This is a genomic window from Streptomyces sp. NBC_01013, assembly GCF_045162765.1.
Classification (GTDB): Bacteria; Actinomycetota; Actinomycetes; order Streptomycetales; family Streptomycetaceae; genus Streptomyces.
Map to the genome: position 1 here is coordinate 6,386,268 of NZ_CP108687.1, position 12,478 is coordinate 6,398,745.

Sequence of the window (12,478 nt, forward strand, 5' to 3'; positions counted from 1 at the left end):
CCTGCGGCCCTGCTCGATGTCACCCCGAGGGCTTCGGAGAGGTAGGGTCGGAGGCGGTCGGGGACATCCCATACAACTCGCCGGCGTCGAAAACCGGCGTACCTAACGAGGAGATCGGTTCGTGACGATCCGCGTAGGCATCAACGGCTTTGGCCGCATCGGTCGTAACTACTTCCGCGCGCTGCTGGAGCAGGGTGCGGACATCGAGATCGTGGCTGTCAACGACCTGGGTGACACTGCGACCACGGCCCACCTGCTGAAGTACGACACCATTCTGGGTCGTCTCAAGGCAGAGGTGAGCCACACCGCCGACACCATCACCGTCGACGGCCACACCATCAAGGTGCTCTCCGAGCGCAACCCGGCGGACATCCCGTGGGGCGAGCTGGGCGTCGACATCGTCATCGAGTCGACCGGCATCTTCACCAAGAAGGCCGACGCCGCCAAGCACATCGCGGGCGGCGCCAAGAAGGTCCTCATCTCGGCTCCGGCCAAGGACGAGGACATCACCATCGTGATGGGCGTCAACCAGGACAAGTACGACGCGGCCAACCACCACGTCATCTCCAACGCCTCCTGCACCACCAACTGTGTGGCGCCGATGGCCAAGGTTCTCGACGAGAACTTCGGCATCGTCAAGGGCCTGATGACGACGGTCCACGCGTACACGAACGACCAGCGCATCCTGGACTTCCCGCACTCCGACCTGCGTCGCGCCCGCGCCGCCGCGGAGAACATCATCCCGACCACGACGGGTGCCGCCAAGGCCACCGCCCTGGTCCTGCCGCAGCTCAAGGGCAAGCTCGACGGCATCGCGATGCGTGTTCCGGTCCCGACCGGTTCCGCCACCGACCTCGTCGTGACCCTGCAGCGCGAGGTCACCAAGGACGAGGTCAACGCCGCGTTCAAGAAGGCCTCCGACGACGGCGACCTCAAGGGCTTCCTCACGTACACCGAGGACCCGATCGTGTCCTCGGACATCGTCGGCGACCCGTCGTCCTGCACCTTCGACTCCTCCCTGACCATGGTCCAGGAGGGCAACACGGTGAAGATCCTCGGCTGGTACGACAACGAGTGGGGTTACTCCAACCGTCTCGTCGACCTGACCGTCTTCGTCGGCGGCCAGCTCTGATCCTCGGATCGGCAGGCACCTCGATGTGAGCACGGGGCTCGAACAGCGCAACGCAGCGCCGTTCGGGCCCCGTCGCATGCTCCCTCGTACTCCAAGGAGTCCAGACAGATGAAGACGATCGACGAACTTCTCGCCGAAGGGGTCACCGGCAAGCGCGTATTCGTCCGCGCCGACCTCAACGTGCCGCTCAGCGGCACCACCATCACCGACGACGGACGCATCCGTGCCGTCCAGCCGACCATCGAGAAGCTGGCAGCGGCCGGCGCCCGGGTCGTCGTCGCCTCGCACCTGGGCCGCCCCAAGGGCGCCCCGGACCCGGCGTTCTCGCTGGCTCCCGCGGCCGCCCGCCTCGGCGAGCTGCTGGGGACCGACGTGGCCTTCGCGACCGACACGGTCGGCGAGTCCGCCCGTGCCACCGTTGCCGCGCTCACCGACGGCCAGGTCGCCGTCGTCGAGAACCTCCGCTTCAACGCCGGTGAGACGTCCAAGGACGACGCCGAGCGCGGAGCGTTCGCCGACCAGCTGGCCGAGCTCGCCGATCTGTACGTGGGCGACGGCTTCGGAGCCGTCCACCGCAAGCACGCCTCGGTCTTCGACCTCCCGGCCCGGCTCCCGCACGCCGCCGGCGACCTGATCGCCACCGAGGTCGGCGTCCTGAAGAAGCTCACCGACGACGTGCAGCGCCCCTACGCGGTCGTGCTCGGCGGCGCCAAGGTCTCCGACAAGCTCGGTGTCATCGACCACCTCCTGGAGCGCGCCGACCGCATCCTCATCGGCGGCGGCATGGCGTACACCTTCCTCAAGGCCCAGGGCCACGAGGTCGGCAGCTCGCTGCTGCAGGAGGACCAGATCCCGGTCGTTCTGGAGTACCTCAAGCGTGCCGAGGAGAAGGGCGTGGAGTTCGTGCTCCCCGTCGACGTCGTGGTCGCCCCGGCGTTCCCGGACCTCAAGACCAAGGCCCCGGCCCACCCCGACACCGTCGCCGCCGACGCCATGCCGGCCGGCCAGATGGGTCTGGACAACGGTCCGGAGACCAACAAGCTCTACGCCTCGAAGCTCGCCGACGCGGCCACCGTGTTCTGGAACGGCCCGATGGGCGTCTTCGAGCACCCCGATTTCGCCGAGGGCACCCGGGCAGTCGCCCAGGCCCTCGTCGACTCCTCGGGCTTCAGCGTGGTCGGCGGTGGCGACTCCGCCGCCGCGGTCCGCACCCTGGGCTTCGACGAGAACGCGTTCGGACACATCTCGACCGGTGGCGGCGCCAGCCTCGAATACCTCGAGGGCAAGACGCTTCCCGGCCTCGCCGCACTGGAGGACTGACCTTTCATGACCACCCGTACCCCGCTGATGGCGGGCAACTGGAAGATGAACCTCAACCACCTCGAGGCCATCGCCCACGTCCAGAAGCTCGCCTTCGCGCTGGCCGACAAGGACTACGACGCCGTAGAGGTCGCCGTCCTGCCGCCCTTCACCGACCTGCGCTCGGTGCAGACGCTGGTCGACGGCGACAAGCTGAAGATCAAGTACGGCGCCCAGGACATCTCGGCGCACGACTCCGGTGCGTACACCGGTGAGATCTCCGGCCCGATGCTCGCCAAGCTGAAGTGCACCTACGTCGCCGTCGGCCACAGCGAGCGCCGCCAGTACCACGCGGAGACCGACGAGGTCTGCAACGCCAAGGTGAAGGCCGCGTACAAGCACGGCCTGACCCCGATCCTCTGCGTCGGTGAGGGCCTGGACATCCGCAAGGCCGGTGACCAGGTCGCGTACACGCTCGCGCAGCTCGACGGCGCGCTGAAGGACATCCCGGCCGAGCAGGCCGAGACCATCGTGGTCGCCTACGAGCCGGTCTGGGCCATCGGCACCGGCGAGGTCGCCACCCCCGAGGACGCGCAGGAGGTCTGCGGTGCGATCCGCGGCCGCCTCGCCGAGCTGTACTCGCAGGAGCTGGCCGACGCGGTCCGCATCCAGTACGGCGGCTCGGTGAAGTCCGGCAACGTGGCCGCGATCATGGCGCAGCCCGATGTGGACGGTGCGCTGATCGGCGGCGCCGCCCTGGACGCCGACGAGTTCGTCAAGATCGTCCGCTTCCGCGACCAGTGAGTATGCGCTAGCGCGGATCCGTCGTACCCTTGCGGGGGCCGAGGAGGGTAGCCTCCCGGCCCCCGTTGTTCGCACATGCAGTCAGGAATTTTCGGAAAGTAGGGACCAGCCGTGATTTTGGGGTTCGAGATCGCCCTGATCGTCTTCAGCCTGCTGCTGATGCTGCTGGTGCTGATGCACAAGGGGAAGGGCGGCGGTCTTTCCGACATGTTCGGTGGCGGCATGCAGTCCTCCGTCGGCGGTTCCTCGGTCGCCGAGCGCAACCTCGACCGGATCACCGTGGTGGTCGGTCTGGGCTGGTTCGCGTGCATCGTGGTGCTTGGTCTGCTCATCAAGCTGGACAACTGACCCGTCGTACGCGATTCCGGTGAGGGTGTAACTCCAACCACTGGACGCGCGTTGGGCCTTACGTAGACTGGGGCATCTTCGAGCACCATCACGCAGGGAGTTACGACCGTGGCAAGTGGCAACGCGATCCGGGGAAGCCGGGTCGGAGCGGGGCCGATGGGGGAGGCCGAGCGCGGCGAGTCCGCGCCCCGGGCCCGCATCTCCTTCTGGTGCTCGAACGGGCACGAGACGCAGCCGAGCTTCGCCCATGACGCGCAGGTACCGGAGACCTGGGACTGCCCGCGCTGCGGATTCCCGGCAGGCCAGGACCGGGACAGCCCGCCCGACCCGCCGCGCACCGAGCCGTACAAGACGCATCTGGCGTACGTGCGCGAGCGGCGCAGCGACGCGGACGGCGAGGCCATCCTCGCCGAGGCGCTTGCCAAACTCCGCGGCGAGATCTGACACCTCTCGTGCCTCAGTAGAAGCTGTTCACCGGCCGGACACCCCCTGGGTGCCCGGCCGGAGCGCTTCTGCCGTGCCTCAGCCCGCCGTTGTCCCGTCCGCCGCCCTGATCAATTAAGTTGGTGGGGCAGCGGGGAACTGCGGTAACGAGAGAAGTGGGCTGATGTCCGGGATGAACGCACAAAGTCGAACCAGGCTCAACCAGACGCCGGAATGGACCGCGCTGGGAGAGCACCGTGAGCAGCTCGGGACGACCCATCTGCGACAGCTGTTCGCGGACGATCCGGAGCGCGGCACGGGATACACCCTGCGCGTCGGCGACCTGTACGTCGACTACTCCAAGCAGCTGGTCACCGACGAGACACTCCGGTTGCTCCGTGAGCTCGCCGCGGCCACCGGGGTCGCCGAGCTGCGCGACGCGATGTTCCGCGGCGACAAGATCAACACCACCGAGGACCGCGCCGTCCTGCACACCGCGCTCCGCGCCCCGCGGGACGCCGTGATCGAGGTCGACGGCGAGAACGTGGTGCCCGCCGTGCACGCGGTGCTCGACAAGATGGCGGCCTTCTCCGAGCGCGTCAGGTCCGGCGAGTGGACCGGCCACACGGGCCGGCCCATCAAGAACATCGTCAACATCGGCATCGGCGGCTCCGACCTCGGCCCCGCCATGGCGTACGAGGTGCTGCGTTCCTTCACCGACCGCTCGCTCACCGTCCGCTTCGTCTCCAACGTCGACGGTGCCGACCTGCACGAGGCCGTGCACGACCTCGACCCGGCCGAGACGCTCTTCGTCATCGCGTCGAAGACCTTCACCACGATCGAGACGATCACCAACGCCACCTCGGCCCGCGACTGGCTGCTGACCGGCCTGAGGGCGGGTCAGGACGCCGTGGCCAAGCACTTCGTGGCCCTGTCGACCAACGCCGAGAAGGTCGCCGACTTCGGCATCGACACCGCCAACATGTTCGAGTTCTGGGACTGGGTCGGCGGCCGCTACTCGTACGACTCCGCCATCGGCCTCTCGCTGATGATCGCGATCGGGCCGGACCGGTTCCGCGAGATGCTCGACGGCTTCCACCTCGTCGACGAGCACTTCCGGACCGCCCCGGCCGAGGAGAACGCCCCGCTGCTGCTGGGCCTGCTGGGCGTCTGGTACGGCGCTTTCTTCGACGCCCAGTCGCATGCCGTACTGCCCTACAGCCACTATCTGTCCAAGTTCACGGCGTACTTGCAGCAGCTCGACATGGAGTCCAACGGCAAGTCCGTGGACCGGGACGGCAATCCGGTCGACTGGCAGACCGGCCCCGTCGTCTGGGGCACCCCCGGCACCAATGGTCAGCACGCCTACTACCAGCTGATCCACCAGGGCACCAAGGTCATCCCGGCCGACTTCATCGGTTTCGCCGAGCCGGTCGAGGCGCTTCTGCCCGGCCTGGTCGCCCAGCACGACCTGCTGATGGCCAACTTCTTCGCCCAGACCCAGGCCCTGGCCTTCGGCAGGACACCGGACGAGGTGCGTGCCGAGGGAGTCCCCGAGGAACTGGTTCCGCACAAGACGTTCCTCGGTAACCACCCCACGACGACGATCCTCACGGCCCGGCTGACCCCGTCCGTGCTCGGCCAGTTGATCGCGCTCTACGAGCACAAGGTCTTCGTCCAGGGCGCCGTCTGGAACATCGACTCCTTCGACCAGTGGGGCGTGGAGCTCGGCAAGGTCCTCGCCAAGCGGATCGAACCGGTGCTGACGGAGGGCAAGGGCGCCGAGGAGCTGGACAGTTCGACCGCCACGCTCGTCTCCGCGTACCGCGAGCTGCGGGGGCGCTGAGCCCATGGCCACGGGGGAGGGGGCGGTACGGCTGCGCACGCCGGCCCACACGCCGGCCCCGCGGGCCGTCGGCTGGTGGCGGGCGCAGTGGCTGCTGCTGACGGCGTTGCCGGTGGTGGTGCTGGTGGGGCTGGGTACGTTCATCGCACCGGCCCGGTTCTGGCTGCTGCTGCCCGCCGCGGTGCTCGCGGGCCTCGGCATCGGCTGTGCCGTCCTCGTCCCCCTCTGGTGGTTCCGAACCCACCGCTGGGAGGTCACGGACGAGGCGGTGTACGTGCGGACCGGGGTGCTGTGGCAGGAGTGGCGGATCGCGCCGATGTCCCGGATCCAGACCGTGGACACCGTGCGCGGGCCGCTCGAACAGCTCTTCCGGCTTGCCACGGTCACCGTCACCACCGCCTCCTCCAAGGGCGCGGTCCGGATCGAGGGCCTCGACCACGAACTGGCGGCCGAGCTCGCCGAGCGGCTGACCCGCATCACCCAGGACACACCCGGTGACGCCACATGACCACGGCGGACACCGTCCCTGACGGCACCGTCGCGGACGACGGGGGCGGGTCCACGGCGGGGGACTGGCGTCGCCTCGACCGGCGTACGGTCCTGGCCACGGCCCTCGTGACAGCGGGCGTGGCGGCCGGAGCCGCCGTACCGACGACGCTCGGGCTCTCCGGACGGTTCGGGTTCGCCGCCGCCGTCGCCTGGGTGCTGGCCGGCGCCCTCCTGCTGATCGCGGGCAGTGCCGGCGCCGACTACGTACGCCGGCGCCGCACCCGCTACCGCGTCGGTGCCGACCGGGTCGAGCTCCACACCGGCCTCCTGACAGTCAGGAAGCGCTCCCTGGCCCGCGAACGCATCCGCAGCGTCGACCTCACCGCCCACCTGCTCCAGCGCGTCCTCGGCCTGGTCACCGTCCGGATCGGCACCGGTGAGCACACCGGCGACGACTCCACCCTCGAACTCGACCCGGTCCTGCGCGCCGAGGGCGAGCGGCTGCGCCGCACGCTGCTGGAACGCGGTCCCACCGGGTCGTCCGGCAGCCACCGCGAGGGCGAGCTCGTCACGCTCGACCCGCGCTGGATCCGCTACGCACCGGTCTCGTTCGTCGCACCCGCCCTCGGCGGCGCCGCGGCCGGGGCCGTGCTGCAGGTCAGCGACTGGTTCGGGGCACAGGCCCAGGTGATCGAGTGGGTCAGCGACCGGTTCCGGGACTCCTCCCTGCTGTCCGTCATCGTGCTCCTGGCCCTCGCCGCGACACTCGCCGGCGTCGTCGGGGCCCTGGCGCTCTGGATCGAGATGTGGTGGGACTACCGCCTCGAACGCGAACCGGGCGGCACCCTGCGCATCCGGCGCGGCCTGCTCACCTCCCGGTCCGTCTCCATCGAGGAGCGGCGGCTGCGGGGCGTCGACCTCGTCGAGCCACTTGGCGTCCGGCTGCTGGGCGCCGCCCGGGTCGACGCCATCACCACCGGACTGGCCAAGGACGACGAGGAGCAGCGCGGCGACCACAACACCCTGCTGCCCGCCGCTCCCCGTCCGGTCGCCGACGCGGCCGCCGCCGCCGTGCTGCGCGAGACGGTGTCCCCGACCGGGGTCGCCCTGACGGCTCATCCGCCCGCCGCACGCGGCCGGCGACTGCGTCGGGCCTACTGGGCGGTCCTGGTGCCCGTCCTGGTGCTGGCTCTGCCCGGCGCCCTGCTGGAGCCCGTCCTGCTCTGGATCGCGCTCGGCTGCGCGCTCACCGGGCTGCCCGTGGGGGTGCTCCTCGCACGTGACGCGTACCGCGGTCTCGGTCACGCCCTCAGCGGCGGCTACCTGGTGACCCGCTCGGGCTCCCTGCGCCGCTCCACGGCCGCGCTGGAGCGGGCCGGGGTGATCGGCTGGACGGTCCGGCAGTCGTACTTCCAGCGACGGGCCGGGGTGGTGAACGTGACCGCCACGACAGCCGCGGGAGCGGGGGCGTACACGGTGTACGACGCGGACGCCTCCGAGGGGCTCGCCTTCGCCTCCGAAGCCGTCCCGGGACTGCTGGGGCCCTTCCTGGAGCGGGTCCGGCCGGACGAGTGAGCCGGGAGGGCTCGTGCACGCGCAGGCCCGGTCCGCTCCGAGGAGCGAACCGGGCCGGTGGGCAGTACCGCTGACGACAGGTCAGGCGGAGGCCGGCGGGTACAGGGCGCGCGGCAGCTGCGAGGCCGCCGCCGCGTCCAGCAACCACAGCGTGCGGCTGCGACCGTACGCACCCGCCGCCGGGGCCTGGATCTCCCCGGCCCCCGACAGGGCGATGGCCGCGGCCTCCGCCTTGTCCTCGCCCGCGGCGAGCAGCCACACCTCGCGCGCCGCCCGGATGGCGGGCAGCGTGAGCGAGACGCGGACGGGCGGCGGCTTGGGCGCCCCGTGCACACCCACCACGGTGCGCTCGGTCTCCCGGACCGCGGGCAGCTCGGGGAAGAGCGAGGCGACATGGGTGTCGGGACCGACGCCCAGCATCAGGACGTCGAACTCCGGCACCGGCCCGTGGTCCTCCGGACCGGCCGCGGCGGCCAGTTCGGCGGCGTACGCGGCCGCCGCCGCGTCGACGTCCTGACCGTGGGGCCCGTCCGACGCGGGCATCGCGTGCACCCGGGACGGGTCCAGCGGCACCGAGTCCAGCAGGGCCTTGCGGGCCTGCGTGACATTGCGCTCCGGATCACCCTCCGGCAGGAACCGCTCGTCGCCCCACCACAGGTCGAGCCGCGACCAGTCGACCGCGTCCCGGGCGGGCGCTTCGGCGAGTGCGGCCAGCAGGCCGTTGCCGTTGCGACCGCCGGTGAGCACCACCGAGGCGTAACCGCGTGCGGCCTGGGCGTCCACGATCTTCGTGATCAGCCGGGCCGCCGCGGCCTGCGCCATCAGCTCCTTGTCGCGGTGTACGACCAGCTGCGGGACGACGCTCACTTCGACGCCGCCTTCTTGGCCGGCGCGGCCGTCTTCCTGGCAGCCGGCGCGGCCGGTGACGAGGACGCGGCGGCCTTGGGCTTCGCCGCCTCCCCGAGCCGCTCCACGCCGAACTTCACCGACGACTCATAGGTGTTGTCCGGGTCGAGCCGGCGCAGCTCCTCGGCGAGCAGCTCCGCGGTCTCCCGGCGCTTGAGCGCCACCGCACGGTCCGGCTGCCCCACCATGGAGAGCGTGGCCAGCGAACCGTCGGCCCGGTCCAGCACGATCGTGCCGGACTTGGTCTCCATCCGGACGGCGGTCAGACCGGGGCCGCCGGACATGGTGCGCTCGACCGGGACCTGGAGCCGGTCCGCGAGCCACATGGCCAGCAGCTCGCAGCTCGGGTTCTCGGACTCGCCCTCGACCGTCGCCGAGACGACCTCCACGGCCTGCTGGTCGAGTGCGGCTGCCAGCATCGAGCGCCACGGCGTGATCCGGGTCCAGGACAGATCCGTGTCCCCGGGGGTGTACGACTTCGCGCGCACCGCGAGCTCGTCGCTCGGGTGCTCAGCCGAGTACGCGTCCGTGATCCGGCGCTGCGCGAGCGCGCCCAGCGGATCCTTCGCCGGATCGGCGGGCGCCCCCTCGGGCCACCACACCACGACCGGGGCATCCGGCAGCAGCAGCGGCAGGACCACCGACTGGGCGTGGTTGGCGAGTTCGCCGTGGAGCCGCAGCACCACGGTCTCACCGGTACCCGCGTCGGAGCCGACCCGGACCTCGGCGTCCAGCCGTGCGTCGCGCCGGCTGCGCGGCGAACGGCTGACCCGCTTGATCACCGCGATGATCCGCGAGGGGTGCTCGCGCGAGGCGTCACCGGCCGACTTGAGGGCGTCGTAGGCGTTCTCCTCGTCGGTGACGATGACCAGCGTGAGCACCATGCCGATCGCCGGGGTGCCGATGGCACGACGGGCCGACACCAGCGCCTGGTTGATCTTGCTGGAAGTGGTTTCCGTGAGATCGATCTTCATGGCCGGCGCCAGCTCCGTCCGTCTCGTGCGAGCATCTCGTCCGCCTCGGCCGGGCCCCAGGTGCCCGCCGGGTACTGCGCGGGCTTGCCGTGCTTGTCCCAGTACTCCTCGATCGGGTCGAGGATGTTCCAGGAGAGTTCGACCTCCTGGTGGCGGGGGAAGAGGTTGGCGTCGCCGAGCAGCACATCGAGGATGAGCCGCTCGTAGGCCTCCGGGCTGGACTCGGTGAAGGACTCGCCGTAGGCGAAGTCCATCGTGACGTCCCGGACCTCCATCGAGGTGCCGGGCACCTTCGAGCCGAACCGTACGGTCACGCCCTCGTCCGGCTGAACCCGGATGACCAGGGCGTTGCCGCCGAGCTCCTCCGTCGCGCCGGACTCGAAGGGGAGGTACGGGGCGCGCTTGAAGACGACCGCGATCTCCGTGACCCTGCGGCCGAGCCGCTTTCCGGTGCGGAGGTAGAACGGTACGTCCGCCCAGCGGCGGTTGTTGATCGTCAGCTTGATCGCGGCGAAGGTGTCGGTCTTCGACTTGGGGTCGATGCCGTCTTCCTCCAGGTAGCCGAGGACTTCCTCGCCGCCCTGCCACGCGTGCGCGTACTGACCGCGCACGGTGTGCTTGCCGAGGTCGTCGGGGAGCTCCACGGCGGTGAGCACCTTGAGCTTCTCGGCGACCAGGGCCTTCGGGTGGAAGGAGCCGGGCTCCTCCATCGCGGTCAGCGCCAGCAGCTGGAGCAGGTGGTTCTGGATGACGTCACGGGCGGCGCCGATGCCGTCGTAGTAGCCGGCCCGGCCACCGATGCCGATGTCCTCGGCCATCGTGATCTGGACGTGGTCCACGTACGAACGATTCCAGATCGGCTCGAACATCGTGTTGGCGAACCGCAGCGCCAGGATGTTCTGGACCGTCTCCTTGCCCAGGTAGTGGTCGATCCGGAAGACCTCGTTGGGCGGGAAGACGTCGTGCACGAGCTGGTTGAGCTCCTGCGCGCTCTTCAGGTCGTGACCGAAGGGCTTCTCGATGACGGCACGCCGCCAGGAACCCTCCTTCTGGTCGGCGAGCCCGTGCTTCTTGAGCTGCTGGACGACCTTGGGGAAGAACTTCGGCGGCACGGAGAGGTAGAAGGCGAAGTTGCCGCCCGTCCCCTGCGCCTGATCGAGCTCCTGGATGGTCGCCTTCAGGGTCTCGAAGGCATCGTCGTCGTCGAAGTTGCCCTGGACGAAGCGCATCCCCTGGATGAGCTGCTGCCAGACCTCCTCGCGGAACTCCGTGCGGGCATGCTGTTTGACGGCGTCGTGGACCTCCTGTGCGAAGTCCTCGTCCTGCCACTCGCGGCGCGCGAAACCGATGAGCGAGAAGCCCGGCGGCAGCAGGCCGCGATTGGCCAGATCGTAGACGGCGGGCATCAGCTTTTTACGGGACAAATCGCCCGTGACGCCAAAGATGACCAGGCCCGACGGCCCCGCGATACGCGGGAGCCGTCGGTCCTGGGCGTCACGGAGCGGGTTGGCTCCGGGAACACCAGACAAAGTGGTCAGCCCTCCGAAGGGGCGAGGCGCTTGAGCTCTGCCTCGGTCGAGTTGAGCAGGTCGATCCAGGCGGCTTCGAACTTCTCGACGCCCTCGTCCTCAAGGAGCTGGACGACGTCGTCGTAGCTGACCCCGAGCTTCTTGATCGCTTCGAGATCGGCACGGCCCTGGTCGTAGGCACCGGCGACGGTGTTGCCGGTGATCTCGCCGTGGTCGGCCACCGCGTCCAGAGTCGCCTCCGGCATGGTGTTGACCGTGTTCGGGGCGACGAGGTCGACGACGTACAGGGTGTCCTTGAGGGACGGGTCCTTCACGCCGGTGGAGGCCCACAGCGGACGCTGCTTGTTGGCGTGCGCCTTGTCGAGGGCGGCCCAGCGCTCACCGGCGAAGACCTCCTCGTACGCCTCGTAGGCCAGGCGCGCGTTGGCGAGCGCGGACTTGCCCTTCGCGGCCTTGGCCTCGTCGCTGCCGATCGCGTCGAGCCGCTTGTCGATCTCGGTGTCCACGCGGGACACGAAGAACGACGCCACCGAGTGGATCTTGGACAGGTCCAGGCCCGCGGCCTTCGCCTTCTCCAGACCTGCCAGGTAGGCGTCCATGACCTCGCGGTAGCGCTCCAGCGAGAAGATCAGCGTGACGTTGACGCTGATGCCCTTGCCGATGACCTCGGTGATCGCCGGCAGGCCGGCCTTCGTCGCCGGGATCTTGATGAGTGTGTTCGGCCGGTCCACCAGCCAGGCCAGCTGCTTGGCCTCGGCGACCGTGGCCGCCGTGTGGTGGGCCAGACGCGGGTCGACCTCGATGGAGACCCGGCCGTCCTGACCGTCGGTGGCGTCGAAGACGGGACGCAGGATGTCAGCGGCGTCACGCACGTCCGCCGTGGTGATCATCCGGATGGCCTCGTCCACGGTGACCTTGCGCGTGGCGAGGTCGGTGAGCTGCGGCTCGTAACCGTCGCCGTGCGAGATCGCCTTCTGGAAGATCGAGGGGTTGGTGGTGACACCCACGACGTGGCTCTGGTCGATCAGCTCGGCCAGGTTGCCCGAGGTGATCCGCTTGCGCGAAAGGTCGTCGAGCCAGATCGCCACGCCCTCGTCGGAGAGGCGCTTGAGTGCGTCTGTCATGAGAATTGCATCTCCTACTAGTCGTATAA

General features: G+C 69.7%; 12 protein-coding genes. 8 read left to right on the forward strand and 4 right to left on the reverse strand.

From position 1 onward, the window contains the following. The first annotated feature begins 121 nt into the window (after positions 1-121). The 8 genes from gap to OG538_RS27830 all read left to right on the forward strand — a co-directional run bounded on the left by gap (position 122) and on the right by OG538_RS27830 (position 7,916). Entirely contained in the window at positions 122-1,132 is a 1,011-nt protein-coding gene (gene gap / locus OG538_RS27795) for a type I glyceraldehyde-3-phosphate dehydrogenase (RefSeq protein ID WP_136328654.1), read from the forward strand. Between the two features lie 108 nt (positions 1,133-1,240). Further along, entirely contained in the window at positions 1,241-2,452 is a 1,212-nt protein-coding gene (locus OG538_RS27800; RefSeq protein ID WP_406098092.1) for a phosphoglycerate kinase, read from the forward strand. Between the two features lie 6 nt (positions 2,453-2,458). Then, a complete protein-coding gene (gene tpiA, locus OG538_RS27805; protein WP_406098093.1) occupies positions 2,459-3,235 on the forward strand; it encodes a triose-phosphate isomerase in 777 nt (258 codons plus the stop codon). Positions 3,236-3,346: 111 nt separating this feature from the next. Then, a complete protein-coding gene (gene secG / locus OG538_RS27810; protein WP_018104607.1) occupies positions 3,347-3,583 on the forward strand; it encodes a preprotein translocase subunit SecG in 237 nt (78 codons plus the stop codon). A gap of 108 nt (positions 3,584-3,691) precedes the next feature. Further along, complete coding sequence (locus tag OG538_RS27815) at positions 3,692-4,027, forward strand: RNA polymerase-binding protein RbpA (RefSeq protein ID WP_078622699.1); 336 nt, start codon at positions 3,692-3,694, stop codon at positions 4,025-4,027. Between the two features lie 172 nt (positions 4,028-4,199). Beyond that, positions 4,200-5,852 carry a glucose-6-phosphate isomerase gene (pgi, locus tag OG538_RS27820; RefSeq protein ID WP_406100338.1) on the forward strand — a complete coding sequence of 551 codons (1,653 nt, stop codon included), beginning with the start codon at positions 4,200-4,202 and terminating at the stop codon, positions 5,850-5,852. 4 nt (positions 5,853-5,856) lie between these two features. Beyond that, positions 5,857-6,360 carry a PH domain-containing protein gene (locus OG538_RS27825; RefSeq protein ID WP_406098096.1) on the forward strand — a complete coding sequence of 168 codons (504 nt, stop codon included), beginning with the start codon at positions 5,857-5,859 and terminating at the stop codon, positions 6,358-6,360. Beyond that, positions 6,357-7,916, forward strand: a complete 1,560-nt coding sequence (locus tag OG538_RS27830; protein ID WP_406098098.1) for a PH domain-containing protein — start codon at positions 6,357-6,359, stop codon at positions 7,914-7,916. Before OG538_RS27825 ends, OG538_RS27830 begins: the two co-directional genes overlap by 4 nt. A gap of 81 nt (positions 7,917-7,997) precedes the next feature. On the opposite strand, the gene pgl is transcribed toward OG538_RS27830, so the two are convergent. Genes pgl through tal form a run of 4 tightly spaced genes read right to left on the reverse strand, consistent with a single transcriptional unit; the run spans position 7,998 to position 12,449 of the window. Next, a complete protein-coding gene (pgl, locus tag OG538_RS27835) occupies positions 7,998-8,783 on the reverse strand; it encodes a 6-phosphogluconolactonase (protein WP_406098100.1) in 786 nt (261 codons plus the stop codon). Then, on the reverse strand, positions 8,780-9,796 hold the full coding sequence (opcA, locus tag OG538_RS27840) for a glucose-6-phosphate dehydrogenase assembly protein OpcA (RefSeq protein ID WP_406098102.1): 1,017 nt from the start codon (positions 9,794-9,796) through the stop codon (positions 8,780-8,782). The genes pgl and opcA overlap by 4 nt, the downstream gene beginning before the upstream one ends. Continuing rightward, on the reverse strand, positions 9,793-11,325 hold the full coding sequence (gene zwf / locus OG538_RS27845; protein WP_327711677.1) for a glucose-6-phosphate dehydrogenase: 1,533 nt from the start codon (positions 11,323-11,325) through the stop codon (positions 9,793-9,795). Before zwf ends, opcA begins: the two co-directional genes overlap by 4 nt. Positions 11,326-11,330: 5 nt before the next feature. Continuing rightward, complete coding sequence (tal, locus tag OG538_RS27850) at positions 11,331-12,449, reverse strand: transaldolase (protein WP_406098105.1); 1,119 nt, start codon at positions 12,447-12,449, stop codon at positions 11,331-11,333. Between the last annotated feature and the right edge of the window lie 29 nt (positions 12,450-12,478).

Coding starts and splice junctions, on each gene's coding strand:
- OG538_RS27800 (WP_406098092.1), top strand. CDS start 1,241: ATGAAGACGATCGACGAACTTCTCGCCGAAGGGGTCACCGGCAAGCGC.
- tpiA (WP_406098093.1), top strand. CDS start 2,459: ATGACCACCCGTACCCCGCTGATGGCGGGCAACTGGAAGATGAACCTC.
- pgi (WP_406100338.1), top strand. CDS start 4,200: ATGAACGCACAAAGTCGAACCAGGCTCAACCAGACGCCGGAATGGACC.
- OG538_RS27825 (WP_406098096.1), top strand. CDS start 5,857: ATGGCCACGGGGGAGGGGGCGGTACGGCTGCGCACGCCGGCCCACACG.
- OG538_RS27830 (WP_406098098.1), top strand. CDS start 6,357: ATGACCACGGCGGACACCGTCCCTGACGGCACCGTCGCGGACGACGGG.
- opcA (WP_406098102.1), bottom strand. CDS start 9,796: ATGAAGATCGATCTCACGGAAACCACTTCCAGCAAGATCAACCAGGCG.
- tal (WP_406098105.1), bottom strand. CDS start 12,449: ATGACAGACGCACTCAAGCGCCTCTCCGACGAGGGCGTGGCGATCTGG.